Origin of the sequence: Inquilinus limosus DSM 16000, assembly GCF_000423185.1 — a bacterium.
Taxonomy (GTDB): Bacteria; Pseudomonadota; Alphaproteobacteria; order DSM-16000; family Inquilinaceae; genus Inquilinus; species Inquilinus limosus.
Genome location: NZ_AUHM01000002.1, coordinates 642,170 through 665,031, shown reverse-complemented (window position 1 = coordinate 665,031; position 22,862 = coordinate 642,170). Strand labels below are relative to the sequence as shown.

At 70.9% G+C, this 22,862-nt stretch carries 24 protein-coding genes; 15 read left to right on the top strand and 9 right to left on the bottom strand.

The window, feature by feature from the left end; all coding sequences use genetic code 11:
* Positions 1-8: 8 nt before the first annotated feature.
* Positions 9-1,043, bottom strand: a complete 1,035-nt coding sequence (gene cobT / locus G537_RS0107180) for a nicotinate-nucleotide--dimethylbenzimidazole phosphoribosyltransferase (protein ID WP_026869527.1) — start codon at positions 1,041-1,043, stop codon at positions 9-11.
* Positions 1,044-1,111: 68 nt separating this feature from the next.
* Positions 1,112-1,564, bottom strand: coding sequence for an NUDIX hydrolase (locus G537_RS36840; protein ID WP_051248061.1), 453 nt, complete (start codon positions 1,562-1,564; stop codon positions 1,112-1,114).
* 169 nt (positions 1,565-1,733) lie between these two features.
* On the opposite strand from G537_RS36840, the gene G537_RS0107170 reads away from it, so the two are divergent.
* Complete coding sequence (locus G537_RS0107170) at positions 1,734-3,404, top strand: Na/Pi cotransporter family protein (RefSeq protein WP_026869526.1); 1,671 nt, start codon at positions 1,734-1,736, stop codon at positions 3,402-3,404.
* A gap of 66 nt (positions 3,405-3,470) precedes the next feature.
* On the opposite strand, the gene G537_RS36835 is transcribed toward G537_RS0107170, so the two are convergent.
* Positions 3,471-4,115 carry a TetR/AcrR family transcriptional regulator gene (locus tag G537_RS36835; protein ID WP_064742081.1) on the bottom strand — a complete coding sequence of 215 codons (645 nt, stop codon included), beginning with the start codon at positions 4,113-4,115 and terminating at the stop codon, positions 3,471-3,473.
* Between the two features lie 152 nt (positions 4,116-4,267).
* Here G537_RS36835 and G537_RS0107160 point away from each other — a divergent pair, with 152 nt between their 5' ends.
* The 5 genes from G537_RS0107160 to G537_RS36830 all read left to right on the top strand — a co-directional run bounded on the left by G537_RS0107160 (position 4,268) and on the right by G537_RS36830 (position 8,437).
* Positions 4,268-4,876, top strand: coding sequence for a DUF2239 family protein (locus G537_RS0107160; protein ID WP_026869525.1), 609 nt, complete (start codon positions 4,268-4,270; stop codon positions 4,874-4,876).
* Positions 4,877-4,887: 11 nt separating this feature from the next.
* Complete coding sequence (locus tag G537_RS0107155; protein ID WP_051248059.1) at positions 4,888-6,270, top strand: MATE family efflux transporter; 1,383 nt, start codon at positions 4,888-4,890, stop codon at positions 6,268-6,270.
* A 42-nt stretch (positions 6,271-6,312) separates the two neighbouring features.
* Positions 6,313-7,062, top strand: a complete 750-nt coding sequence (cobS, locus tag G537_RS0107150) for an adenosylcobinamide-GDP ribazoletransferase (RefSeq protein WP_026869523.1) — start codon at positions 6,313-6,315, stop codon at positions 7,060-7,062.
* On the top strand, positions 7,059-7,676 hold the full coding sequence (locus G537_RS0107145) for a histidine phosphatase family protein (protein WP_026869522.1): 618 nt from the start codon (positions 7,059-7,061) through the stop codon (positions 7,674-7,676). The genes cobS and G537_RS0107145 overlap by 4 nt, the downstream gene beginning before the upstream one ends.
* A gap of 65 nt (positions 7,677-7,741) precedes the next feature.
* Positions 7,742-8,437 (top strand): lipid-binding SYLF domain-containing protein, encoded by a 696-nt coding sequence (locus tag G537_RS36830; protein ID WP_051248057.1) that lies wholly within the window; start codon positions 7,742-7,744, stop codon positions 8,435-8,437.
* A gap of 143 nt (positions 8,438-8,580) precedes the next feature.
* Here the strand turns inward: G537_RS36830 and G537_RS0107135 are convergent, their stop codons facing one another.
* Positions 8,581-9,255, bottom strand: a complete 675-nt coding sequence (locus G537_RS0107135) for a sulfite oxidase-like oxidoreductase (RefSeq protein ID WP_026869521.1) — start codon at positions 9,253-9,255, stop codon at positions 8,581-8,583.
* 172 nt (positions 9,256-9,427) lie between these two features.
* On the opposite strand from G537_RS0107135, the gene G537_RS0107130 reads away from it, so the two are divergent.
* Positions 9,428-11,665, top strand: coding sequence for a mechanosensitive ion channel domain-containing protein (locus tag G537_RS0107130; protein WP_026869520.1), 2,238 nt, complete (start codon positions 9,428-9,430; stop codon positions 11,663-11,665).
* Here the strand turns inward: G537_RS0107130 and G537_RS45380 are convergent.
* Positions 11,647-11,781 carry a hypothetical protein gene (locus tag G537_RS45380; RefSeq protein ID WP_281171448.1) on the bottom strand — a complete coding sequence of 45 codons (135 nt, stop codon included), beginning with the start codon at positions 11,779-11,781 and terminating at the stop codon, positions 11,647-11,649. The two genes, G537_RS0107130 and G537_RS45380, sit on opposite strands and share 19 nt — an antisense overlap.
* 111 nt (positions 11,782-11,892) lie before the next feature.
* On the opposite strand from G537_RS45380, the gene G537_RS0107120 reads away from it, so the two are divergent.
* The 3 genes from G537_RS0107120 to G537_RS0107110 all read left to right on the top strand — a co-directional run bounded on the left by G537_RS0107120 (position 11,893) and on the right by G537_RS0107110 (position 14,211).
* Positions 11,893-12,294 (top strand): Fur family transcriptional regulator, encoded by a 402-nt coding sequence (locus tag G537_RS0107120; RefSeq protein ID WP_026869519.1) that lies wholly within the window; start codon positions 11,893-11,895, stop codon positions 12,292-12,294.
* Between the two features lie 64 nt (positions 12,295-12,358).
* Entirely contained in the window at positions 12,359-12,517 is a 159-nt protein-coding gene (locus G537_RS36825; protein ID WP_211230309.1) for a hypothetical protein, read from the top strand.
* A gap of 41 nt (positions 12,518-12,558) precedes the next feature.
* Entirely contained in the window at positions 12,559-14,211 is a 1,653-nt protein-coding gene (locus tag G537_RS0107110) for an adenylate/guanylate cyclase domain-containing protein (RefSeq protein WP_026869518.1), read from the top strand.
* Positions 14,212-14,214: 3 nt separating this feature from the next.
* Here the strand turns inward: G537_RS0107110 and G537_RS0107105 are convergent, their stop codons facing one another.
* The 4 genes from G537_RS0107105 to G537_RS0107090 form a co-directional block, all read right to left on the bottom strand.
* Positions 14,215-14,895 (bottom strand): exopolysaccharide biosynthesis protein, encoded by a 681-nt coding sequence (locus G537_RS0107105; protein WP_211230308.1) that lies wholly within the window; start codon positions 14,893-14,895, stop codon positions 14,215-14,217.
* A 76-nt stretch (positions 14,896-14,971) separates the two neighbouring features.
* The gene (locus G537_RS0107100) at positions 14,972-15,622 is read right to left on the bottom strand and encodes a ThuA domain-containing protein (protein WP_026869516.1); all 651 of its coding nucleotides are present in this window, start codon (positions 15,620-15,622) and stop codon (positions 14,972-14,974) included.
* A gap of 22 nt (positions 15,623-15,644) precedes the next feature.
* Positions 15,645-16,748: a Gfo/Idh/MocA family protein gene (locus tag G537_RS0107095; protein ID WP_026869515.1), complete on the bottom strand. Its 1,104-nt coding sequence runs from the start codon at positions 16,746-16,748 to the stop codon at positions 15,645-15,647.
* Between the two features lie 16 nt (positions 16,749-16,764).
* The gene (locus tag G537_RS0107090; protein ID WP_026869514.1) at positions 16,765-17,988 is read right to left on the bottom strand and encodes an ROK family protein; all 1,224 of its coding nucleotides are present in this window, start codon (positions 17,986-17,988) and stop codon (positions 16,765-16,767) included.
* A gap of 285 nt (positions 17,989-18,273) precedes the next feature.
* Here G537_RS0107090 and G537_RS43570 point away from each other — a divergent pair, with 285 nt between their 5' ends.
* The 5 genes from G537_RS43570 to G537_RS0107065 all read left to right on the top strand — a co-directional run bounded on the left by G537_RS43570 (position 18,274) and on the right by G537_RS0107065 (position 22,860).
* Entirely contained in the window at positions 18,274-18,414 is a 141-nt protein-coding gene (locus G537_RS43570; protein WP_155888533.1) for a hypothetical protein, read from the top strand.
* A gap of 26 nt (positions 18,415-18,440) precedes the next feature.
* Positions 18,441-19,502 (top strand): Gfo/Idh/MocA family protein, encoded by a 1,062-nt coding sequence (locus G537_RS36820; protein WP_051248055.1) that lies wholly within the window; start codon positions 18,441-18,443, stop codon positions 19,500-19,502.
* Positions 19,503-19,563: 61 nt separating this feature from the next.
* On the top strand, positions 19,564-20,823 hold the full coding sequence (locus G537_RS0107075) for an ABC transporter substrate-binding protein (RefSeq protein ID WP_026869513.1): 1,260 nt from the start codon (positions 19,564-19,566) through the stop codon (positions 20,821-20,823).
* A gap of 262 nt (positions 20,824-21,085) precedes the next feature.
* Positions 21,086-22,018: a carbohydrate ABC transporter permease gene (locus G537_RS0107070; RefSeq protein WP_026869512.1), complete on the top strand. Its 933-nt coding sequence runs from the start codon at positions 21,086-21,088 to the stop codon at positions 22,016-22,018.
* 8 nt (positions 22,019-22,026) lie between these two features.
* Complete coding sequence (locus tag G537_RS0107065) at positions 22,027-22,860, top strand: carbohydrate ABC transporter permease (protein ID WP_026869511.1); 834 nt, start codon at positions 22,027-22,029, stop codon at positions 22,858-22,860.
* Positions 22,861-22,862 lie beyond the last annotated feature (2 nt).

The window sequence follows — 22,862 nt, the reverse complement described above, 5'->3', positions numbered from 1 at the left end:
TCTGCCTTTCAGCTCTTGTCGCTGACCCCCGCCTCGGCGAAGGTCGCCATGCCCTCGTGGCAGGCCAGGGCGCCGCGCACCAGGCCGATCGCCAGCGCCGCGCCGGATCCCTCGCCGAGCCGCATGCCGAGGTCCAGCAGCGCGCTGCGGCCCAGCTTCTCCAGCAGCTTCCGGTGCCCCGGCTCGGCCGAGACATGGGCGATCTGGCAATGGTCCAGCGCATGGCGGTCGGCGGCCCACAGCACCGCCGCGGCGGCGGTGCAGGCGTAGCCGTCCAGCAGCACCGGGATTCGCGCCATCCGCGCCGCCAGCACCGCGCCGGTGATCGCCGCCAGCTCCAGTCCGCCGAGATGGCGCAGCATCTCGAACGGGTCGGTCATGGCGGCGCGGTGGGCGGCGACGCCCTTGGCCACCACCTCGGCCTTGCGCCTCAGGCCGGCGGCATCGACCCCGGTGCCGGGGCCGACCCACTCCGCCGGGTCGCCGCCGAACAGGGCGCAGGCCAGGGCGGCGCCGGAGGTCGTGTTGCCGATCCCCATCTCGCCCAGGCACAGCAGGTCGATGCCCGGCTCCACCGCCATCATGCCGTAGGCCATGGCGCGGACGCAGTCGGCCTCGCTCATCGCCGGGGCGATGGTGAAGTCGGCGGTCGGGTGCTCCAGGTCCAGCTCATAGACCCGCAGGTCGCTGTCGGCGACCTGGCACAGCTGGTTCACCGCGGCGCCGCCGGCGATGAAGTTCTTCACCATCTGCGCCGTCACCGCGACCGGGTAGGCGGAGACGCCCTGGGCGACGGCGACGCCGTGATTGCCGGCGAACACCGCGACGCGCGGCCGCCGCAGCTGCGGCGGGTGGCGGCCCTGCCACACCGCCACCCATTCCGCCAGATCCTCCAGCCGGCCCAGCGACCCGGGCGGCTTGGTCAGCTGGCGGTCGCGCTCGCGCACCGCCGTCCCGGCCTCGAGGTCCGGGCCCGGCAGATGGCGCAGCAGGGCGCGGATCTCGTCGAGGGTGTCGGGCAGGGGCGTCTGGGTCTGGGGCATGGCCGGCGTCCGTTTGCGGAAGCGCGGACCCTGCCATCAAAGCGGTGCGGCGTCAAAACCCGGGCCGCTCACTCCGCCGCCCTGGGCGCCTGCAGCCGCCTGACGAATCCGGCGACCAGGTCCCGCAGGCCGGCATCGTCCAGCAGGTCCAGCGCCTCCTCGGGGCCGCACCACCGGGTCTCACGCTCGTGGCGCTCGGGCCAGGACCTGTGCTGCCGCTCGACCTTCAGGGGGAAGACGCCGACCTCGCAGGGCACGCTCACCCCCTCCTCCAGCCACTTGTCGTAGACGAAGCTGCCGATCGGCTTCGGCCCGACCGCGCCGCGCACCCCAGCCTCCTCATAGGCCTCGCGGGCGGCGGATTTGGACGGCTTCAGGCCTTTGATCGGCCAGCCCTTCGGGATGATCCAGCGCCGCGTCTCGCGCGAGGTGACGAGCAGGATCTCGACCCCGCCGTCCGGCCCGACCCGGTAGGGCAGGGCCCCGTGCTGCACGCGGACGGCTTTCCTCTTGCCCGGCATCGCCTTCCTCCGCACCGCGCCCGGCCTTGATCGGCCCGGCCAAATCGGGAACCATCCGAATGTTCCCGCCGTTCCGATCATCCGGCCTCGACGCGGCCCGCCCGATCCAAGCCTATGTGAAGACAAGAACGGAGGCGATTGCCTTTCGAGGCCCGAGGATGGTCCGAGGATGAGCTTTCCCGTCACCCTGATCGACCTGGCCGGCTACATCGCCCTGCTGCTGTGGGGCACGCATATGGTGCAGACGGGGATCCAGCGCACCTTCGGCCCGAAGCTGCACGCCATCCTGGGCAGCGCGTTGAAGAACCGGTTCCGGGCCTTCCTCGCCGGCATCGGCGTCACCGCGGTGCTGCAGAGCAGCACGGCCACCGGGCTGATGGTGGCGGGCTTCGCCGCCGGCGGCCTGGTCGAGCTGATGCCGGCCCTGGCGGTGATGCTGGGCGCCAATGTCGGCACCACGCTGATCGTGCAGGTCCTGTCCTTCGACGTGGCCGCCGCCGCGCCGGCCCTGATCCTGATCGGCTTCCTGCTGTTCCGCCGCGACAGCAGCACCCCGACGCACGATCTCGGCCGGGTCTTCATCGGCCTCGGCCTGATGCTGATCGCGCTGCACCAGCTCCTGACGCTGGTGGCGCCCTATGAGGACGCGCCCGGCCTGCGCCAGCTGCTGGGCGCGATCTCGAGCGAGCCCGTGCTCGACGTGCTGCTGGCCGCCGCCTTCACCTGGGCCGTGCATTCCTCCGTCGCCACCGTGCTCCTGGTGATGTCGCTCGCGGCCAACGGCGCGGTGCCGCCGGAAGCGGCCTTCGCCCTGGTCCTGGGGGCCAATCTCGGCACCGCGATCAACCCGGTGCTCGAAGGGGTGTCGGGCGACGATCCCGCCGCCCGGCGGCTGCCGATGGGCAACCTCGTCAACCGCGCCATCGGCGTGGTCGTGGCGCTGGCCCTTCTCGGGCCGATCGGCCGGCTGATGGCGATGATCGACACCGACCCCGCCCGCGCCGTGGCCGATTTCCACACGCTGTTCAACCTGGCGCTGGCGGTCGTCTTCTTCCCGCTGCTCACGCCCTATGCGGCGCTGCTGCAGCGCCTGCTGCCGCGCCGCGTCGACCCGGCCGACCCGTCGCGGCCGCTCTATCTCGACGCAGCGGCACGGGAGACGCCGATCGTCGCCCTGGGCGGCGCGGCGCGCGAGGCGCTGCGCCTGGCCGACGTGCTGGAGTCGATGCTGCACGGCGCCCGCGACGCGCTGCACAAGGGCGACCGCAGGCTGATCGCCGAGACGCGGCGGATGGACGACGTGCTCGACCACCTCAACACCGCGATCAAGACCTATCTCACCTCGCTCGATCCTGACTCGCTCAGCGAGTCCGATCACCGCCGGCTCGACGAGATCCTGAACTTCGCGATGAACATGGAGCAGGCGGGCGACGTGGTTGACAGCAACCTGCTGCCGCATGCGGCGAAGCGGCTGAAGCGCGGCCTGATGTTCTCGCCCGAGGGGGAGGCGGAGCTGCTGGCGATGATGGAGCGCCTCGTCACCAATCTGCGCACCGCCGCCTCGCTGTTCATGACCGACGACCGCCGCGCCGCGCGCCTCCTGGTCGACGAGAAGGTGGCGTTCCGCGACCTCGAGGCGGCGGCGACGCAATCGCATTTCGAGCGGCTGCGCGCCGGCCGCCGCGACACGGCCGAGACCAGCGCCCTGCATCTCGACGTGCTGCGCGACCTGAAGCGGATCAACGGCCACATCGTGGCGGCGGCGGCCTATCCGGTGCTGGAGCGCGCGGGCGAGCTGCTGCCCAGCCGGGTCGCGAACGGCAACGGCGACGGCGCCTGATGGCGGCCGATGGGGGTTCTGATACCGGCCATCCTCGACTACCCGACGGCATCGCCCGAATCCCTTTCACCCTCCCGCCGCTTTCGGCGTCGGGCCCCTCCCTCTCCCCGAGGAGAGGGGAATCGACGCGCCGTCTGACTTGCGGCCTGTGGGAGAGCCCACGGCCCGGCACCAGGCCTCCAGCTCCGCCGCCACGGCCTGGGGCAGCCGGCGGCCGCGCTCGAAGCCCCACCACAGCAGGGCGCCCTGCCATTGCGCCGCCATCAGCCGGCCGAGATCCGGCCGCGGGCCGGAGCCGTCGGCCAGGCGCCGGCCCAGCGCGTCCGCCAGCGCCTCGCCCCAGGTGGCGCCGCGGCGGCGCAGCGCCGGGTCGCGCAGGTCCTCGCGCAGCACCAGCAGCCCCTCGGCATAGTCGTCGCCCTCGCCGTAGTCGCCGGACAGCGCCACCAGCAGCTCGACCGCCCCGGCCGGGCCTGGCGGCGCCGCGGCGTCGGCGGCTTCGGTGCGGGCGTCCAGCAGGTCCCAGGCGCGCAGCAGCGCCGCCTGGATCATCGCCGCCTTGCTGCCGAAGCGCTGCACCAGCGTCGCGGCCGACAGTCCGGTCTCGGTCGCCACCGCGGCGAAGGTCACGCCCTCCGGCCCGGCCCGGCGGATGACCGCAAGGACGCCGTCGAGCAGGGCTTCGTCGGGGATGGTGCGGGGCCGGGGCATGGACTCGTCTTCGTAAGTGAACGGCTGTTTATATAAGCGCAGAGCTCGACCTCGCCGAAGCCCGATCACGATGATTTTTACCCGGGCGGAATTGACGATCCATTTTCACCCGGGTATAAAGCGGCGTTCCATCATCCGCAGGGAGGGGCGCCGTGACCCCGAACACCGATCCCTCCATCCCGACCTGCACCGCCTTCCAGGGCGTCCGCCGCATCGCCTCGGGGCCGCTGGCCGAGGTGGCCCTGGCGGCGAAGCGGGCTGCCGAGCAGGATGACGCCGCTCCGGTCCTGGTCTTCGACGACGCCACCAGCCGGCCGGTCGAGCTCGACCTGCGCGGCAGCGAGGCCGAGGTGCTGGCCCGCCTGCCGCGGGTGGAGGAGGCTGCGGCGGAGCGCGAAGCTCCGCGCGGCCCCGGCCGGCCGAAGCTCGGCGTCGTCGCCCGCGAGGTGACGCTGCTGCCGCGGCACTGGGACTGGCTGGCCCGCCAGCCCGGCGGCGCCTCGGTGACGCTGCGCCGCCTGGTGGAGGAGGCGCGGCGGGCCGGCGAGGGGCAGGACCGCGTCCGCCGGGCGCAGGAATCGGCCTATCGTTTCATGGCGGCGATGGCCGGCGACCGGCCCGGCTTCGAGGAGGCGGCGCGCGCCCTGTTCGCGCCGGACCGCGACCGCTTCGCTGTGCTGACCGAGGCCTGGCCGACCGACATCCGCGACCATGCGCGGCGCCTGGCCGCCGCCGCTTTCGACGCCGGGAAGACGGCCTGAAGGGGATCATCATGTCGGACGCGATCGAGCGCGGTGCGGATGCCGCTGCGGCCCCGCCGCCCCTGTGGAAGGCGTTCCTGCTGTTCCTCGGGCCGATGATGCTCAGCAACGTGCTGCAGGGGCTGTCCGGCACGGTCAACAACATCTATCTCGGCCAGATGATCGGGGTCGGCGCGCTCGCCGCCGTCTCGGCGTTCTTCCCGATCCTGTTCTTCTTCATCTCCTTCATCATCGGCCTCGGCGCCGGCGCCTCGGTGCTGATCGGCCAGGCCTGGGGCGCGCGGGAGCCGGAGAAGGTCAAGGCGGTGGCCGGCACTGCGCTCACGGTCACCATCCTGGCCGGCCTCGTCGTCGCGCTGTTCGGCGGCGCCTTCACCCGGTCGCTGCTGGCCGCGGTCGGCACGCCGGCCGACATCCTGGCCGACGCCACCGAATATGCCCGGATCATGCTGATCGCCATGCCGGGGCTGTTCGTCTTCATCCTGATGACCTCGATGATGCGCGGCGTCGGCGACACGGTGACGCCGCTCCTGGTCCTGGCGCTGCAGACCGTGATCGGCCTCATCCTGACCCCGGCGCTGATCCGCGGCTGGGCCGGGCTGCCGCAGGTCGGGGTGCTCAGCGGCGCCTACGCGTCGATCGTCTCCTTCCTCGCCGCCCTCGTCTGGCTCGGCTTCCATCTCCGCCGTCGCGGCCATGCCCTGGCGCCGGACGCGGTGTTGCTGCGCCATCTCTGGATCGACCGCCGCATCCTCGCCGGCGTGCTGCGCATCGGCCTGCCCTCGGGCGTGCAGCTGGTGCTGGTGTCGCTGGCCGAGGTCGCGGTGCTGTCCTTCGTCAACGGCTTCGGCTCCGACGCCACCGCCGCCTATGGCGCGGTCAACCAGGTGGTCAGCTACGTCCAGTTCCCGGCGATCTCGATCGCCATCACCGCCTCGATCTTCGGCGCCCAGGCGATCGGCGGCGGCCATGTCGACCGGCTCGGCGCCATCACCCGCACCGGTCTGCTGCTGAACCTCGCCGTCACCGGCGGGCTGGTGGCGCTCTGCTACCTGTTCTCGCGCACGCTGATGGGCCTGTTCCTGACCAGCCCGCCGGTGATCGACCTGGCGCAGGACCTGCTGCACATCACGCTGTGGAGCTACATCGTCTTCGGCGTCGCCGGCGTGGTCGCCGCGGTGATGCGGGCCAGCGGCACGGTGCTGGCGCCGACGGCGATCTCGCTCTTCGCCATCCTCGGCGTCGAGGTGCCGGTGGCCTGGCTGCTCAGCCATCAGATCGGCATCGACGGCATCTGGATCGCCTATCCGGTCGCCTTCATCGTGATGGCGCTGGGCCAGATCGTCTTCTACCGCCTGGTGTGGCGGAAGCGGGCGATCCGGCGGCTGATCTGACGGCCGCTTGCCCGGCGCCGCGCGACCCGCTAACCGGTTCGCATGGACGACCTCCAGCGCGACCTGCGCATCGCCGCCTGCTTCCTGACCCGGCTGCCTGTCCGCTGGCCGCAGGACGCGCCGGCCGACGCGCTGGCCCGGTCGATGCGGATCTTCCCGCTGGCCGGGGCGGGCATCGGCGCCGCCGCCGGCCTGGTCTGGGCGCTGGCGCTCTGGCTCGGCGCGCCGCCGCTGGTCGCGGCGCTGCTGGCGCTGGCGGCGCAGATGCTGCTGACCGGGGCGCTGCACGAGGACGGGCTGGCCGACGTCGCCGACGGCTTCGGCGCCGGGCGCGACCGCGAGCGCACGCTGGAGATCATGCGCGACAGCCGCATCGGCAGCTACGGCACCCTGGCCCTGGTGCTGTCGGTCGGGCTGCGCGCTGTGGCCCTGGCGGCGGTCGTGGCACCCTGGGCCGGCGTGGCGGCCCTGGCCGCGGCCGGGGCGGTGTCGCGGGCCACGGCCCCGGCGCTGCTGGCCTGGCTGCCGCCGGCCCGGACCGACGGGCTCGGCGCCGGCGCCGGCCGGCCGCCGCCGGAAGCGGTCTTCACCGCCCTCGGCCTCGCCTTCTGCTTCGCCCTGCTGCTGCTCGGGCTGCGGCACGGGCTGGCAGCGCTGGCCCTGGCGGCGCTGGCCGCCTGGGCGCTGGCCGGGCTGGCGCGGCGGCGCATCGGCGGCCAGACCGGCGACGTGCTCGGCGCCGCGCAGCAGCTGGCGGAGGTCGTGGTGCTGTGCGCCGCGGCGGCGGCATGAGCGCGACCCGCTGGTGGTGGATCCGCCACGCCCCGGTGGTGAACCCGGACAAGCTGCTCTACGGCCGGCTCGACCTGCCGGCCGACACCGCCGATGCGGCTGCGGCCGCGGGCCTCGCCGCCCGGCTGCCGCGCGGGGCGGCGTGGCTGTGCACGCCGCTGCGGCGCACCGCCGACACCGCGGCGGCCCTGCTGGCGGCGATGGGGGAGGCGGCCGAGCCCGCGGTCGAGCCGGCGCTGATCGAGCAGGATTTCGGCGCCTGGCAGGGCCGGCCGAGCCGCGAGGTCTACGGGTCGCTGCCGCAGGACGACCCGTTCTGGTCGGACCCGGCCGGCCATGCCCCGCCCGGCGGCGAAAGCTTCGACGCGGTGCTGCGCCGGGTGCAGCCGGCGATCCGGCGCCTGTCCGACATCCATGCCGGCCGCGACGTCGTCGCCGTCGCCCATGCCGGAACCATCCGCGCCGCGGCGACTCTGGCGCTGGATCTCGACGGCAACCGCGCGCTGCGGCTCGCCGTCGACATGCTGTCGCTGACCCGGATCGACCGCATCCGGCCCGCCTCCGGCGACGAGGCCTGGCGGGTGGTCACCCTGAACTGGCGGCCGGGAACGTAAAAATGTATTGATTGTTGTGCGCTACACCGCGATTCTTCATGTGGAATCTGAGGAGGGGCCTGGCCATGATCGACCGCCGCAAGTTCCTTCGCCTGACGGGCGCGTCGGCCGCCGGGCTGACCCTGTCGGGCGCCCTTGCCGGCTGCGGCTCGAACACGGCGACGCCGGGCGACGCGCAGCTGCTGGTCGACGAGAGCCGGATCGCGCTGCAGACGCTGCTCGCCTCGCCGGAGCTGACGCAGCTGCCGCGCTACATCCGCGGCGCCAAGGCCGTGCTGATCGCGCCGGAGCTGCTGCGCGGCGGCTTCATCGTCGGCGGCCGCGGCGGCAATGCCGTGATGCTGGTCCGGCTGCCGGACGGGAACTGGAGCTACCCGGCCTTCTACGGCATCGGCGGCGGCAGCCTCGGCCTGCAGATCGGCGGCCAGGTCTCGCAGCTGGTGCTGACGATCATGACCGACAAGGGCCTGCGGGCGGTGGAGCAGAGCAGCTTCACCGTCGGCGCCGACCTGTCGGGCTCGCTGTTCACCCTCGGCGCCGGCGTCGGCGCCTCGACCGGGCTGAACACCAACGCCGACATGTACGCCTTCTCGCAGAACAAGGGCCTGTTCGCCGGCGGCACGCTGGACGGCACCGTGATCAGCGAGGACCAGGGCATGAACGACGCCTATTACGGCTTCGGCACCCCGGCCCGGATCGTCTTCCAGGGGCAGAGGAGCAACCCGGGCGCGGAATCCTTGCGCAGCCTGCTGCCTCGTTGAGGCCGCCGAGGCATCACCTTTTCCTGTCGTGCCCGGGCGGGTCCTCGGGTCAAGCCCGAGGACGGGCATCCAGAAGGTCTCGACGCTTCCTGGATTGCCGGGTCAAGCCCGGCAATGACAAGAGGAGGAGTGGCGCGGAGGGATCACCCGTAGCGCTGCTCCCGCCACGGGTCGCCTTCGTTGTGATAGCCGCGCTCCTCCCAGAAGCCCGGGCGGTCGGCGGCGGTGAACTCGATCCGCTTCACCCATTTGGCGCTCTTCCAGAAGTACCAGCGCGGCATGATCACGCGCAGCGGCCCGCCATGCTCCACCGGAATCGGCTCGCCGTCGTGATGGGTGGCCAGCAGCACGTCCTCCTCGGCGAAGGCGTCGAGGGCGACGTTGGTGGTGTAGGTGTCGTAGCTGTGGAAGATCACATGCCTGGCCTCGGGTTTCGGCCGCACCACCGACAGCAGGTGCCGGGCCGAGACGCCGCGCCAGCGGTTGTCGAAGCGCGACCAGGCGGTGACGCAGTGGATGTCCGAGACGTCCTCGAACTCCGGCTGGGTCAGGACGTCGTCCCAGCGCCACACCGTCGGGGCCTCGACCAGCCCGTCGATGGTCAGCCGCCATTTGTCCAGCGGGATCTCCGGCTGCACGCCGAGATCGAGCACCGGCCAGTTCTCGACCAGGCGCTGGCCCGGCGGCAGCCGGTCCCGCTCCGGATCGGCGCCGGAACCATGGGCGGCGCCGGTCAGCAGCCGGCCCTCGCGCGCCCAGCGCCGCTTGCTCTCGACCAGCTTCGGCCGGACCGAGCCGAGGTCGCCGTCATCCGCCATGATCGCATTCCCTTCCCGGGCCGCCGCGCCCGTCTGCCGTTCCGCGTGAGGACGTTTCCAAGATGGCCTCGACGGATGGGTTGATCCAGAGGGCCAGGAAGGGAAGGATCGGATCGGCCGTCCAGCGCGACGCCGATCCGGACCGCCGCCCGTCCACAACTGGCCCGAGCCGATGATCCGCCTTCTCCGCCCGCTGCTCCTTCTCCTTCTGCTGCTCGCGCCCGGCCTCGCTGCCGCCCAGGTGCCGGGAACCCCCACCACCGCCTCGGAGACCGCGGCCGATCGGCCGGCGGATCCCGAACGGGTCAAGGCGCTGATCGCCACGCTGCAGGACGACAAGCAGCGGGCCGAGCTGATCGACCGCCTGCAGCTGCTGCTGCAGGCCCAGGCGCCGCAGCCGGAGGAGCGCAGCGCGCTGCAGACGGTGGGCAGCCAGGCCCTGGTCGTGGTCTCGGACAAGGTGCAGGACGTCACCGGCGCCGTCGCGGCGATCGGCGGCACCCTGGCGCGGCTGCCGGAGCTGGCGACCTGGACCCGGGACCAGCTCTCCGATCCGGCGGCGCGGTCGCGCTGGGGGGCGGTCTTCCTCAACGTGGTCGGCGTGATCGTCGCCGGCGTCGCCGCCGGCTGGCTGGTCCGGCTGCTGCTGCGCCGGCCCTTCGCGGCGCTGGACGGCAGGACGCCGGCCACGCTCTGGGGCAAGATCCCGCTGCTGCTGGCCCAGGCGGTGCTCGATTTCCTGCCGCTGATCGCCTTCGTGCTCGGCGCCTACGCCATGGCGGTGGTGCTGGACCCGCCCTGGTTCGTCCGCACCGTGGTTCTGGCGCTGGTCAACGCCGCGATCATCAGCGGCCTGGCCCTGATGCTGATCCGCCTGGCGCTGACGCCGGAACATCCGCATCTGCGGCTGCTGCGGATCGGCGACGAGACCGCCGGCTACCTCTATGTCTGGGCCAAGCGGCTGATCTACCTCCTGGTCTTCGGCTATCTCGCGGTCTCCACCGCCGTGGTGCTGGGGCTTCCCGGCGGCAGCCTGGCCGCGCTCAAATACCTGATCGGCCTGGCCGTCGCCGCGATGGTGGTGGTGCTGATCCTGCAGAACCGGCAGCCGGTCGCCGACTGGCTGCGCGGGCGCCGCCGCCGGGCCGCGGAGAGCGAGGAGGCCGGGGTGACCCGCGCCGTCGGCTCCGCCCGGCGGCGCTTCGCCGAGGTCTGGCACCTCGTCGCCATCGCCTATGTCGTCGTCACCTTCGCGATCTGGGCGCTCGGCATCAATGGCGGCTTCGCCTTCATCATCCGGGCCACGCTGCTGACCGTGCTGGTCCTGGCCGTGGCGCGGCTCGTCTCCAGCTACGGGCCGCGGCTGATCCACCGCGCCTTCTCGATCGGGCCGGAGCTCAGGGCCCGCTTCCCCGGTCTCGAGCACCGCGCCAACCGCTATCTGCCGGTGCTGGACAATGCGCTCAGGGTGGTGGTCGTCCTGGTCGGCGTCCTGGTGCTGCTGGAGGTCTGGCAGCTCGGCGGCATCGCCTGGATGGAGACCGAGACCGGCCGCTCCGTCCTGGCCAGCGGCGGCGCCATCCTGCTGGTGATCGTGGCGGCGCTGGTGGCGTGGGAGGTGGTCAGCCAGCTGATCGAGTACCACCTGAATCGGCACGATGCCGAAGGACGGCTGGTGCAGCGCAGCGCCCGCGCCCGCACGCTGCTGCCGCTGCTGCGCAACGCCTTCATGGTGCTGCTGATCACCGTCGTGGTGCTGATGGTGCTGTCGGAGGTCGGGATCAACATCGCACCGCTGCTGGCCGGCGCCGGCGTGGTCGGCCTCGCCATCGGCTTCGGCGCCCAGACCCTGGTCAAGGACGTCATCACCGGCGTCTTCATCCTGTTCGAGGACACGCTGGCAGTCGGCGACGTGGTCCAGATCGGCTCGGACAGCGGCGTGGTCGAGGCCATGACCATCCGCACCATCCGGCTGCGCGACGAGACCGGGGCGGTGCACACGCTGCCGTTCAGCTCGGTCACGTCGATCGTCAACATGACGAAGGACTTCTCCTTCGCCGTGTTCAACGTCGGCATCGGCTACGACCAGGATGTCGACCGGGTGATCGACGTGCTGCGCGATCTCGGCCGCGAGATGCAGCTGGATCCGGAATGGGCGCCGAACATCCTGGCGCCGATCGAGATCATCGGCCTCGACAAGTTCGGCGACAGCGCCGTGACCATCAAGGCGCGGATCAAGACGCCGCCGAGCAAGCAATGGGGCGTGATGCGGGAGTTCAACCGCCGCATGAAGCGGCGCTTCGACGAGCTCGGGATCGACATCCCGTTCCCGCACCGCATGGTGCTGACCCGCAGCCTCGACAAGCCGGATGGCGACGCCGCGGCCGCCGCTCAGGGCGCGTCGTCGTGAGGATCGTAGTGGGAATCGTGCTTCTTGCGGGCGAGATGCATCAGCCCGAGGTTCAGGGCGATGATGCCGACCACGGCGATGCCGAGCGCGATCCAGCCGTGGATGCTCATCTCCATCGCCGTCCTCCTGTTGCTGCAATGCGGCGCATTTTCGGATGCCAAGCGCCGCGTCGATCTGTAATCTCTCTAAATCCGCCAATGGTTCCGCGGCTAGAGAGGGCTTGAGCCATGACGCTCGAGGAGAGGTGCATCTCCGCCGGCCTGAAGATGACCGATCAGCGTCGCGTCATTCTGCAGGTTCTGACCGAATCGCTCGACCACCCGTCGGTCGAGACCGTTTACCACCGCGCACGCGAGATCGACCCGTCGATCAGCATCGCGACCGTATACCGCACCCTGCATCTGCTCGATGAGCTGAACCTGGTGCAGCGGCACGATTTCAACGAGAACTACTCGCGCTTCGAGGTCAATCTCGAGCACCACCACCACCTGATCGACCTTGAAACCGGTGAGGTCATCGAGTTCAAGGATCAGGAGCTGGAGGCGCTGAAGGAGAAGATCGCGCGGCGGCTCGGCTACGAACTCGTCGATCACAGGCTCGAACTCTATGGCCGGAAAAAGAAGGCCTGAGGGCTGCGGCTTCGGCGACCAGCCCTTTTCCGACGGCCCATCGGACTGCCGCTGCCAGCAGGCGGTGACTCGCGCCTATAGCGAGCTGGTGGCACGCGGCGCGCCGCGCTCGGTGGCGCTCGAGGCGGCGATCCGCGTCTTCGTCTACCACCATCCCGAGGTCCCGGCCTTCCGCGCCCATGACACGGTGGAGACCTGGGTTTATTCCGGTCCCTTGAACTGAGCGATCTTTCCAGCGTCGAGACCTCGGGGGCGCGGGCCGGGGTGCTGCTGCAGAAGCTGCGGCTGCCGAGCGGGCTGGTTCTGCTCGCCTTCCTCGCCACCCACCTGATCAACCATGCCGCCGGCCTGATCTCGCTGGACGCGATGGAGCGCGGCCTCGGGCTGTTCATCCTGGTGTGGGAGAAGCAGCCCGGCCTGACCGTCCTCGCCGCCGCCTTCCTGATCCATTTCGCCAATGCGCTGGTGTCGATCTGGCGGCGGCACAGCTTCCGGCTGAAGTCGTGGCAGGCGGTTCAGCTCGGGCTCGGCCTCGCCGTGCCGCTGCTGCTGGCGGCGCATGTCTTCGGCACCGTGGTCGCCTTCGAACGGTTCGGCGTCGGCACGCCCTACCGCTACGTGCTGTCGGCGATGTGGACCGGGAACGGGCTGGTCGCCCTGCAGCAGACGGTGCTGGTGCTGGTCGCCTGGGTCCATGGCTGCATCGGCGTGCACTACTGGCTGCGCCTCAAGCCCTGGTATCCGAAGGCGCTGCCCTATCTCTACGCGGCCGCCCTGCTGATCCCGGCGCTGGGCCTCGCCGGCTTCGTGTCCGCCGGGCTGCAGGTCCGCGCGCTGGCGATGCAGCCGGGCTGGCTCGAGGAACTGCACCGGTCGATCAAGCTGACGCCGGAGGCGCAGGCCTTCGCCGCCCAGGGGGCGCTGTGGACACGGATCACGATCGTAGGGCTCGTCATCGCCGCCTTCGCCGGGCCGGCCCTGCGCGCGGTCCGGGCCCGCCGCGGCGGGCCCAAGCTGTACTATCGCGACACCAGGGTGCTCGACATCATCCCCGGCGCCACCGCGCTGGAGATCATCCGCGCGGCCGGCATCCCGCAGGCCATGGTCTGCGGCGGCCGCGGCCGCTGCTCGACCTGCCGCGTCCGGGTCGGGATGGGGGCCGAGCAGCTGCCGCCGCCGGGCCCCGACGAGGCCCGGGTGCTGCAGCGGATCGGCGCACCCGAAGGGGTACGGCTGGCCTGCCAGATCCGGCCGGTGGCGGATCTCGAGGTGACGCCGCTGCTGCCGCCGACCGCGACCGCCCGCGACGGTTTCCAGGGGCCCGGCCACCGCCACGGCCAGGAGCGCGAGGTCGCGGTGTTGTTCGCCGACCTGCGCGGCTTCACCCGGCTGTCGGAGCATCGCCTGCCCTATGACGTGGTGTTCCTGCTGAACCGCTACTTCGCCGCCATGGGTCAGGCGATCGAGGCGGCGGGCGGCCGGGTCGACAAGTTCATCGGCGACGGGGTGATGGCGCTGTTCGGGGTCGAGGCCGGGCGCGACGCCGGCAGCCGCCAAGCGCTCGACGCCGCCCGGCGGATGGCGGCGCGGTTGGCCGAGCTGAACGAGGCCTTGGCCTCCGACCTCAAGGAGCCGCTGCGCATGGGCATCGGCCTGCATGTCGGCCCGGCGATCGTCGGCGAGATGGGCTATGGCGGGGTCAAGGGCCTGACCGCGGTCGGCGACACGGTCAACACCGCCAGCCGGCTGGAAGGGCTGTGCAAGGGCTATGCGGCGGAGCTCGTGGTCTCGCAGGACCTGCTCGACCACGCCGGTGCCGACCTGTCGGCCTTCCGGGCCGAGCGGGTGGTGATCCGCGGCCGGCGCGAGCCGCTGTGCATCCGCGTCGTCACCCGCATCGCCGACCTGCCCACCTGACGTTCAGATCGTCACGCCCAGCAGCGTCTCCAGGAAGGCGCGCAGCGCCGCCCAGAGGGCGGCGGAGACGGCGGCGAGAAGCGCCAGTGCGCCGGTGGCGGCGGCCCAGCCGACCGAAACGGCGATGCCGTCGCGCTCGATCAGGCCGATGGCGAAGGCGGAGATCGCCAGCGCCGGCACCATGTTGCCGAACGGGATCGGCATGAACAGGATGATGGCCAGCAACAGGCAGGCGGCGCCGATGAAGCGGTCCGCCACCGGGCCGATCAGGATCGACAGCCGCGGCCGCAGAAGCCTTTCGACCTTGACCAGCCACGGCACCATGCGCCCGACCAGCCGGGCGAAATCCGCCCGCGCCACCGAACGCTGGGTGATCATCCGCGGCAGCCACAGCACCGGGCGCCCGATCATCAGCTGCGCCGTGATGAACAAGAGCGGCGCACCGAGCACCGAGGAGGTGCCGGGCGGCGTCGGTATGATGTTGGGCACGGCGAAGACCAGCATCAGCGCACCGAAGGCCCGGTCGCCGAAGGCGGTCAGGATGTCGGCGATGGCGATGCGCTCGCCGCCCTCGGCAGCCAGGTCCTGCAGCACCTGCGAGAAGCGCCGACGGCGGTTCGCCCCGGCGGGCGGTTCGACGCCGGGGTCGGGCTGAATCTCGTCGGGCTGGCGGGCGTCGGGCAACAGGGCTCGTCCGGCGTGATGGTTCAGCCTCTGGTGTTACCGATTCGGCCGTGACAAACGCAAGCGCCCGGTTGTCTCAGCCCTCCCGGGCCGCCCACAGCAGGCCGCGATGCAGGATGGTCCGCATCGACCGGTTCTCGAACTCCTCCACCCGATGGCCGAGCGAGCTGTAGAACACCCGGCCGGCGCCGTGCCGGCGCTTCCACACCACCGGCATGGTGTGCCCGGCGATCCAGGGCGCGTGCTCGCCGGTGAAGGTGGTCTCGGCCAGCACCTCGTTGTTCGGGTCGACATGCATGTAGTACTGCTCGGACCGGTAGTCGAAATCCTCGATCCCCTGCATCACCGGATCGTCCGGCCGGGTCACCCGCACCCGGTAGTCGATGATGTTGCCGGGATGGGCCACCCACTGGCCGCCGGTCATGAACTGATAGGCGACCTCGTTGCGGAAGGCGTCGCACATGCCGCCGTGGAAGCCGGCGAGGCCGACCCCGCTCTCGACCGCGGCGCAGAGGTTGGTCACCTCCTCCTTCTCCATGGTCGACATGGTGTAGATCGGCACGATCAGGTGCATGTCCTTCAGCGCCGGGTCGGCGAAGGCCTCGGTGGTGTCCTCGACGAACACCTCGAAGCCGTCGCCGCGCAGCATCCCGGCCACCACATCCGCGCATTCCTTGGGGGTGTGGCCGTTCCACCCGCCCCAGACGATCAGCGCCTGCCTCGTCATTGCTCCGTCTCCCTTTCGCGTCTCAGGCGGCCCGGCCGAAGGCGGGCTCCACCGGCATCGGCTGCGGCCGGTCGCAGCGGCTCTCGATCTCGATCGGCCGGCCCTCGCGGCCGGATCGCTCCACCGCCTCCATCACCTCCAGCACATGGAAGGCCAGCTCGGCGCTGGCGCGGTGCGGCCGGCCGGTGCGGATGGCCTGGGCCAGGTCGGCGACGCCGATGATCCGGTAGTTGCCGTCGCCATAGGCGTGCCCGGTCGCCTCGGCCTTCCACTCGGTGCGGTCGACCGAGACCAGCACCTCGCCGCCGAAGGTGTTCGGGTCGGGCACGCTCAGCGACGCCGTCTCGCCATAGATCTCGATCGGCGCATGGCGGTGGGCCGGGATGTCGAAGCTCATCACCATCGTCACCACGGCGCCGGAGGCGAAGGCCAGCGTGCCGGTGATGTGGGTCGGGGTGTCGACGGGTACCACCTGTCCGGCGCGCGGACCGCTGGCGATGCGGCGCTCGGTGTAGGCCGCGGCGACCGTGCCGGTCACCCGCGCCACCGGCCCCAGCATGTTGACCAGAGTGGTCAGGTAGTAGGGGCCCATGTCGAACAGCGGGCCGCCGCCCTTGGCGTAGTAGAAATCGGGGTTCGGGTGCCAGCGCTCATGCCCCGGCACCATCATGAAGGCGGTGCCGGCGACCGGCCGGCCGATCCGCCCGGCATCGATCAGGGCGCGGGCCGTCTGCTGCCCGGCGCCGAGGAAGGTGTCGGGGGCGCTGCCGACGCGCAGCTCCTTGGCCCTGGCGGCCTCCAGCAGGGTGCGCCCTTCGGCGACGCTGACCGCCAGCGGCTTCTCGGCATGCACATGCTTGCCGGCGGCGATCGCCTGCAGCCCGACCGGCACATGCGCCTGCGGCGTGGTCAGGTTCAGCACGATCTCGATCTCGGGATCGGCCAGCAGCTGCTCGATGCTCACGGCCGCGATGCCGAACTCGGCCGCCTTCGCCTGCGCCGCCTCCGGGTTCAGGTCGGCGCAGGCGCGCACCCGCAGGATCGGGAAATGCGCCGCCGCCTTCAGATAGGCGCCGCTGATCACGCCGCAGCCGATGATGCCGACGCCGACGGGTTTGTCGCTCATCCGGGTGTCCTCTCCGCTATCGGGGCATGCCCTGGCCGTTCCAGGGCGCTTCGTAGAGCTGCCGCAGCACCAGGCTGGCCGCGCCGCGGGCCCAGGCGTCGTCGCTCCATTCATGCAGGATGATCTCGGTGCCGCGCCGGATCGGCGGCGGCACGACCCGTTCGATCGCGGCCAGCAGGGCCGGCTCCATCAGGTCGCGGGCCTGGATCGCGCTGCCGGCCACGATCACCTTGGGTGGGCTGTGCAGCGTGATCAGGTTGCCGACGGCGAAGCCCAGGATCGCGCCGGCCTCCTCGAACAGGGCGCGGATCTCGGCCCGTCCCGCCCGCGCCATGTCGCGCAGCCGGCCGATGGCGCGCGGGTCGTCCGGCGCGATCGTGCCGGCCTCGGCGCCCAGCAGGGCGCGGGCGCGGGTGACGATGCCATGGTCGGAGACATAGGCGTCGATGCAGCCGCGCTGGCCGCAGCGGCAGGGCAGCCCGTCATCGGGCGCGTATTTGGTGTGGCCGAACTCCGTTCCCATGCCGGCGGCGCCGCGGTGCACATCGCCGTTCAGGAACAGGCCCAGCCCGACCGAATCCTCGACCGCCACCACGGCGAAGCTGTCGCTGTCGCGGCCATGGCCGAACCAGTGCTCGGCCAGGGTGACGAGGTGGACGTCGTTCTCGACCGTGGTGCGGACGCCCAGCCGCTCGCGGATCATTTCGGCGAGCGGCACGTCCGGCGCGCCCAGGATCGGGGTCCAGACGCAGATGCCGTTGCGGCCGTCGACGAAGCCGGGCAGGCCGATGCCGATGCCGCCCAGCCGGTCGAGGGCGAGGTCGGCGTCGGCGACGCAGCGGCGGATGCCGTCCTCCAGGATGTCGGCCACCACCTCCGGCGCCTGGCGGGCGACGCGGATCGGCAGCGACAGCGTCTTCACCACATCGGCCATGTAGTCGGTGACGGCGATGCTGATCTGGTGCGGCGCCAGCTTGACGCCGCAGACATGGGCGGCCTCGCGGTTCAGCTCCAGCATCACCCGCGGCCGGCCGCGGGCGGCGGTGCCGACGCCCTCGACCGCGCGGGCCAGGATCAGGTTCTCCTCGATCAGCCCGCCGGTGATGGCGGAGATGGTGGCGGGCGCCAGCTCGGTGCGCTGCACGATCTCGACCCGCGAGATCGGCCCGTAGCGCCGCACCACATCCAGCACGTGGAAGCGGTTGATCGCCCGCATCAGCTCCGGATCGGCGGTCTTCATGGCCGGGGCTGCCGCAGAAGAAGGTCGGCCGTCATTCCGTCATGATCCGAATTTTATGGTGCGGCGCACCATGACGGGAGTGCCGATGCATCCTGTGATGTGCGGCCTCGTCTCGCCTCGATTCTGCGCTTCCATCCCGTCCGACCGGCCATATTGTTTCGGTTTCTGGGCAATCATCCGATTTTTCGATCTTGACAGGCTTCACCCTAGCCGGTGTGATAAATTCGTGAAACGAAAAAATTATCCGCCGTTCCCTTTGGACCTGGCGATCAGGGGAGAAGAGGCATGGACAGGCCGAGCTTCATCGGCAGCGGCCCGACCTCGGCGGCGATGGTGGTCATGACCGTCCGGCCGATGGCAATGTCCTTCCTGATGCAGCGTCCCTTCATCGCCGGCCCGATCACGAGGGCGGTGGAGGGGCGATGACCCTCTCGACAGACGGAAAGACAGGCATGGGAACGGAAGCGAAGCTGCGTTGGGGCATTCTCGGGCCGGGACGGATCGCCCAGGCCTTTGCCGGAGGGGTGGCCCGGTCCCGCACCGGGCGGCTGGTGGCGATCGGCACGCGCAACGCGTCCAGGCCGGGCCTGGCGGAGGCCTTCCCCGGCGCCCGGATCCACGCCGGATACGAGGCGCTGCTGGCCGATCCCGAGGTCGACGCCGTCTACATCGCCACGCCGCATCCGGCCCATGTCGCCTGGGGCGTGCGCGCCGCCGCGGCCGGCAAGCATGTGCTGTGCGAGAAGCCGATGGGCATCAATGCCGCTGAAGCAGCGGTGCTGGTCGACGCGGCCCGCCGCGCCGGGGTGTTCCTGGCCGAGGGCTACATGTACCGGGCCCATCCGCAGACCAAGCGGCTGGCGGAGCTGGTGCGGGGCGGCGCGATCGGCGAGATGCGCATGATCCAGGCCAGCTTCGGCTTCGCCGCCAGGTTCAACCCCGATCACCGCCTGTTCGCCAACGACCTCGCGGGCGGCGGCATCCTCGATGTCGGCGGTTATCCGGTGTCGATCGCGCGCCTCGTCGCCGGCGCCGCCGTGGGCAAGCCCTTCCTCGATCCGGTGAGGGTCGTCGGCGCCGGGCATCTCGGCCGCACCGGGGTCGACGAATGGACGGCGGCGGTGCTGGAGTTCCCCGGCGGCGTCGTCGCCCAGGTGGCGACCGGCGTCTCCCTCGCCCTCGAGAACACGGTGCGGATCTTCGGCACCCAGGGGCGGATCGAGGTCGCGTCGCCCTGGTTCTGCAGCGGCAAGGAGGGCGGCACCGGCACCATCCTCGTCACCCGCCCCGACGGCACGGCCGAGACGGTGACGATCGAGGAGCCGGGCTGGCTCTACGCCTTCGAGGCCGACGCCGTGGGCGACGCGGTGGCGGCGGGAGAGAGGGAATCCGCCTTCATGAGCCTGGCCGACAGCCTCGGCAACCTGAAGGCGATGGACGCCTGGCGGGCGGCGATCGGCCTCGAATACGGCATCGAGACGTCGGCGCGGCGCGCCGGCACAGCGGGGGGCTGATCGTCCCCTATTCGGATCAACCCGCCGCCGATCAAGGCGGCGGGACGGGGAGGAGAAGACCATGAAGAGGATCCTGTCGGGCCTCGCGGCCCTCGCCGCCGCCGGCCTCCTGTCCGGCGCAGCCATGGCCGAGGTCACGGTGAAATGGCTGCACATCGAGAACACGCCGGACACGGTGGCCTGGATGGAGGGCGTCGCCCGCGCCTATGAGGCGGCGCATCCCGGGGTCACCATCCAGATGCAGTATCTGGAGAACGAGGCCTACAAGGCCAAGCTGCCGACCACGCTGCAATCATCCGACCGGCCGCACATCATCTACAGCTGGGGCGGCGGCGTGCTGCGCGACCAGATCAAGGCCGGGGTGATCGAGGACCTGACCGAGGCGGTGAAGGGCGAATGGGCCGACCGGATCAGCCCGGCCGCGCTCGAGGCCTTCACCGTCGACGGCCATGTCTGGGGCGTGCCGGTGCTGGCCTCGCAGGTCGGCTTCTGGTTCAACAAGCCGCTCTTCGCCAAGGCCGGGGTCAAGGCCGAGGACATCAAGAGCTGGGACGACCTGCTGGCCGCGGTGAAGACGATCAAGGCCGCCGGCATCGTGCCGCTCGCCACCGGCGGCGCCGACAAATGGCCGATCCATTTCTACTGGACCTATCTCGCCATGCGGATCGGCGGCAAGGCGGCGTTCCAGGCCGCCTACGACCAGTCCGGCGACGGCTTCGACGGCCCGGTCTTCGTCAAGGCCGGCGAGCATCTGAAGGAGCTGGCGGCGCTGGATCCGTTCGAGCCCGGCTATCTCGGGCTGACCAACCCGCAGGCCGCCGGCTATTTCGGCGACGGCAAGGCCGCGATGCACCTGATGGGCAACTGGGACTATCTGAACAGCAAGAAGAACAGCGCCTCGGGCAAGGGCATCCCGGACCAGGATCTCGGCTGGTTCCCGTTCCCGGCGGTGACGGGCGGCGCCGGCGAGCCGACCGACGTGCTGGGCGGCGTCAACGGCTGGCTGGTGACCAAGGGTGCGCCGCCGGAGGCGGTCGATTTCCTCAAGTTCCTGACCAACAAGGAGAACCAGGAGAAGGCGGCGGAGCTCGGCATCTACATCCCGGTGAACAAGGGCACGGCCGAGAAGCTGAAGAACCCGTATTTCCGGCAGATGGCGGAGAACATCGCCAGGGCCGGCTACTTCCAGGTGTTCTACGACCAGATGCTGGGCGCCAATGTCGGCCGGGTGGTGAACGACGTCACCACCGACATCGCCTCCGGCGCGACCGACCCGGAGGACGCGGCCGCCCAGGTCCAGGAAGCCTGGGAAATGCGGTGAGCTGGTTGGAGGCGATGGTGGGTTTTCGCTCTCGAGACGTTTCGCTGTGCTTCCCTTCCTTGTCCCCCCTCCCCTTGCGGGAGGGGGCTAGGGGGAGGGGTCTGCGCGCGTCCGCGCGCGAATGGTCGGAAGCGCACTCGTCGTTGAGGCCGGCCTGCCGGACTTCCTGGCCGGTTCGGGCCGAGGGAACCCCCTCCCCCTACCCCCCTCCCGCGAGGGGAGGGGGGACTCGTTTGGCGTCGGCTCTCAGGGTGGCAACCCGATGACCGTCGCCGCGACCGCCGCGGATCTCGATCGCGTCGCCGCCCGGCGGCGGCGCGACACGGCGCTGCGCACGCGGGTGGCGCCGGTGGTGCTGATGCTGGTGCCGGCCCTCGTCCTGTTCACGACCTTCGTGATCCTGCCGATGGGCGAGGCCGGCTTCTACAGCCTGTTCAAATGGAACGGCTACGGCAGCCCGCAGGATTTCGTCGGGCTCAGGAATTTCGAGCTGTTGCTGCGCAACCGCACCTTCTGGTCGGCCTTGACCAACACCGGGCTGATCATCCTGGTGTCGCTGGCGGTCCAGCTGCCGCTGGCGCTGGCCATGGCGCTGCTCCTGGCCGAGAAGCTGCGCGGCCGGGTGGCATTCCGCATGGTGTTCTTCCTGCCCTACATCCTGGCCGAGGTGGCGACCGGGCTGATCTGGCAGTTCCTCTATGACGGCCGGTACGGTGCCGTGGCCCTGATCTGGAGCTGGTTCGGCTCCGGCGCCGAGGCCCCCTTCGTCCTGGCCGACCGCGACCTGGCGATGGCGGCCGTGCTGCTGCTGGTGGTGTGGAAGTATTTCGGCTTCCACATGATGATCTACATCGCTGGCCTGCAGAACATCCCGCACGAGATCGTCGACGCGGCCCGGATCGACGGTGCCTCGTCCTGGCAGATCGTGCGCCGGATCAAGATCCCGATGCTGTTCCCGACCATCCGGCTGACGGTGTTCTTCGCCGTGGTCGGGGCGCTGCAGCTGTTCGACATGGTGATGGCGCTGACCCGGGGCGGCCCGTCCAACTCCACCCATTCGCTGGTGACGTATCTCTACACCTTCGGCCAGATGCGGATGGAGATCGGCTTCGGCAGCGCCGTCGGCGTGGTGCTGTTCCTGATCTGCGTCACCTTCTCGCTCGTCTACCGCGGCACCCTGATGCGCGGGGATTAGGAAGGCCCATGGCTGCGCCCACGCTCCGCCCCTCCCTCCTGCCGCAATATCTGGTGTTGCTGGCGGTCGCTGCGCTGGTGCTGGTGCCGCTGGTCGCGGCGGCGCTGGGCGGCTTCAAGTCGCTGGGCGAGCTGCGGGTCAACCCGCTCGGCCTGCCGTCCAGCTGGGACGGCGCGGTCTATGGGGAGATCCTGGGGTCGCGGCGGCTGTGGCGGATGCTGCTGAACTCCGCCGTCATCGCCGGCCTCACCGTCGGGCTGGTGCTGATCGTCGGGTCGATGGCGGCCTTCGTCTTCGCCCATGTCGTGTTCTTCGGCAGCCGCATGCTGCTGAACTACATGCTGCTGGGGCTGATGTTCCCGGCAGCGACGGCGATGCTGCCGCTGTTCATCCGGGTCCGCGACCTCGGCCTGCTCGACACCTATTGGGGCGTGGTGCTGCCGCAGGTCGCCTTCGGCCTCGGCATGGCGATCCTGATGCTGCGCGGCTTCTTCCGCCAGCTGCCCTATGAGCTGTGGGAGGCGGCGCGGGTCGACGGCTGCGGCTATTTCCAGTTCTACCTGCGGGTCACGCTGCCGCTGTCGCGCCCGATCCTGGCCACGGTCGCGGTCTTCGCCCTGGTGGCCAGCTGGAACAACTACCTGCTGCCGCTGATCATGTTCAACGCGCCGGAGATGTATCCCTGGCCGCTCGGGATCATGAACTACCAGGGCGAGTACTCGACCGAATGGAACAAGGTCCTGGCCTTCGTGACCCTGACGCTGGCGCCGGCGATCGTATTCTTCCTGGTGGCCCAGCGCCACATCGTCGCCGGCCTGGCCAAGGGCGCGGTGAAGGGGTAGGG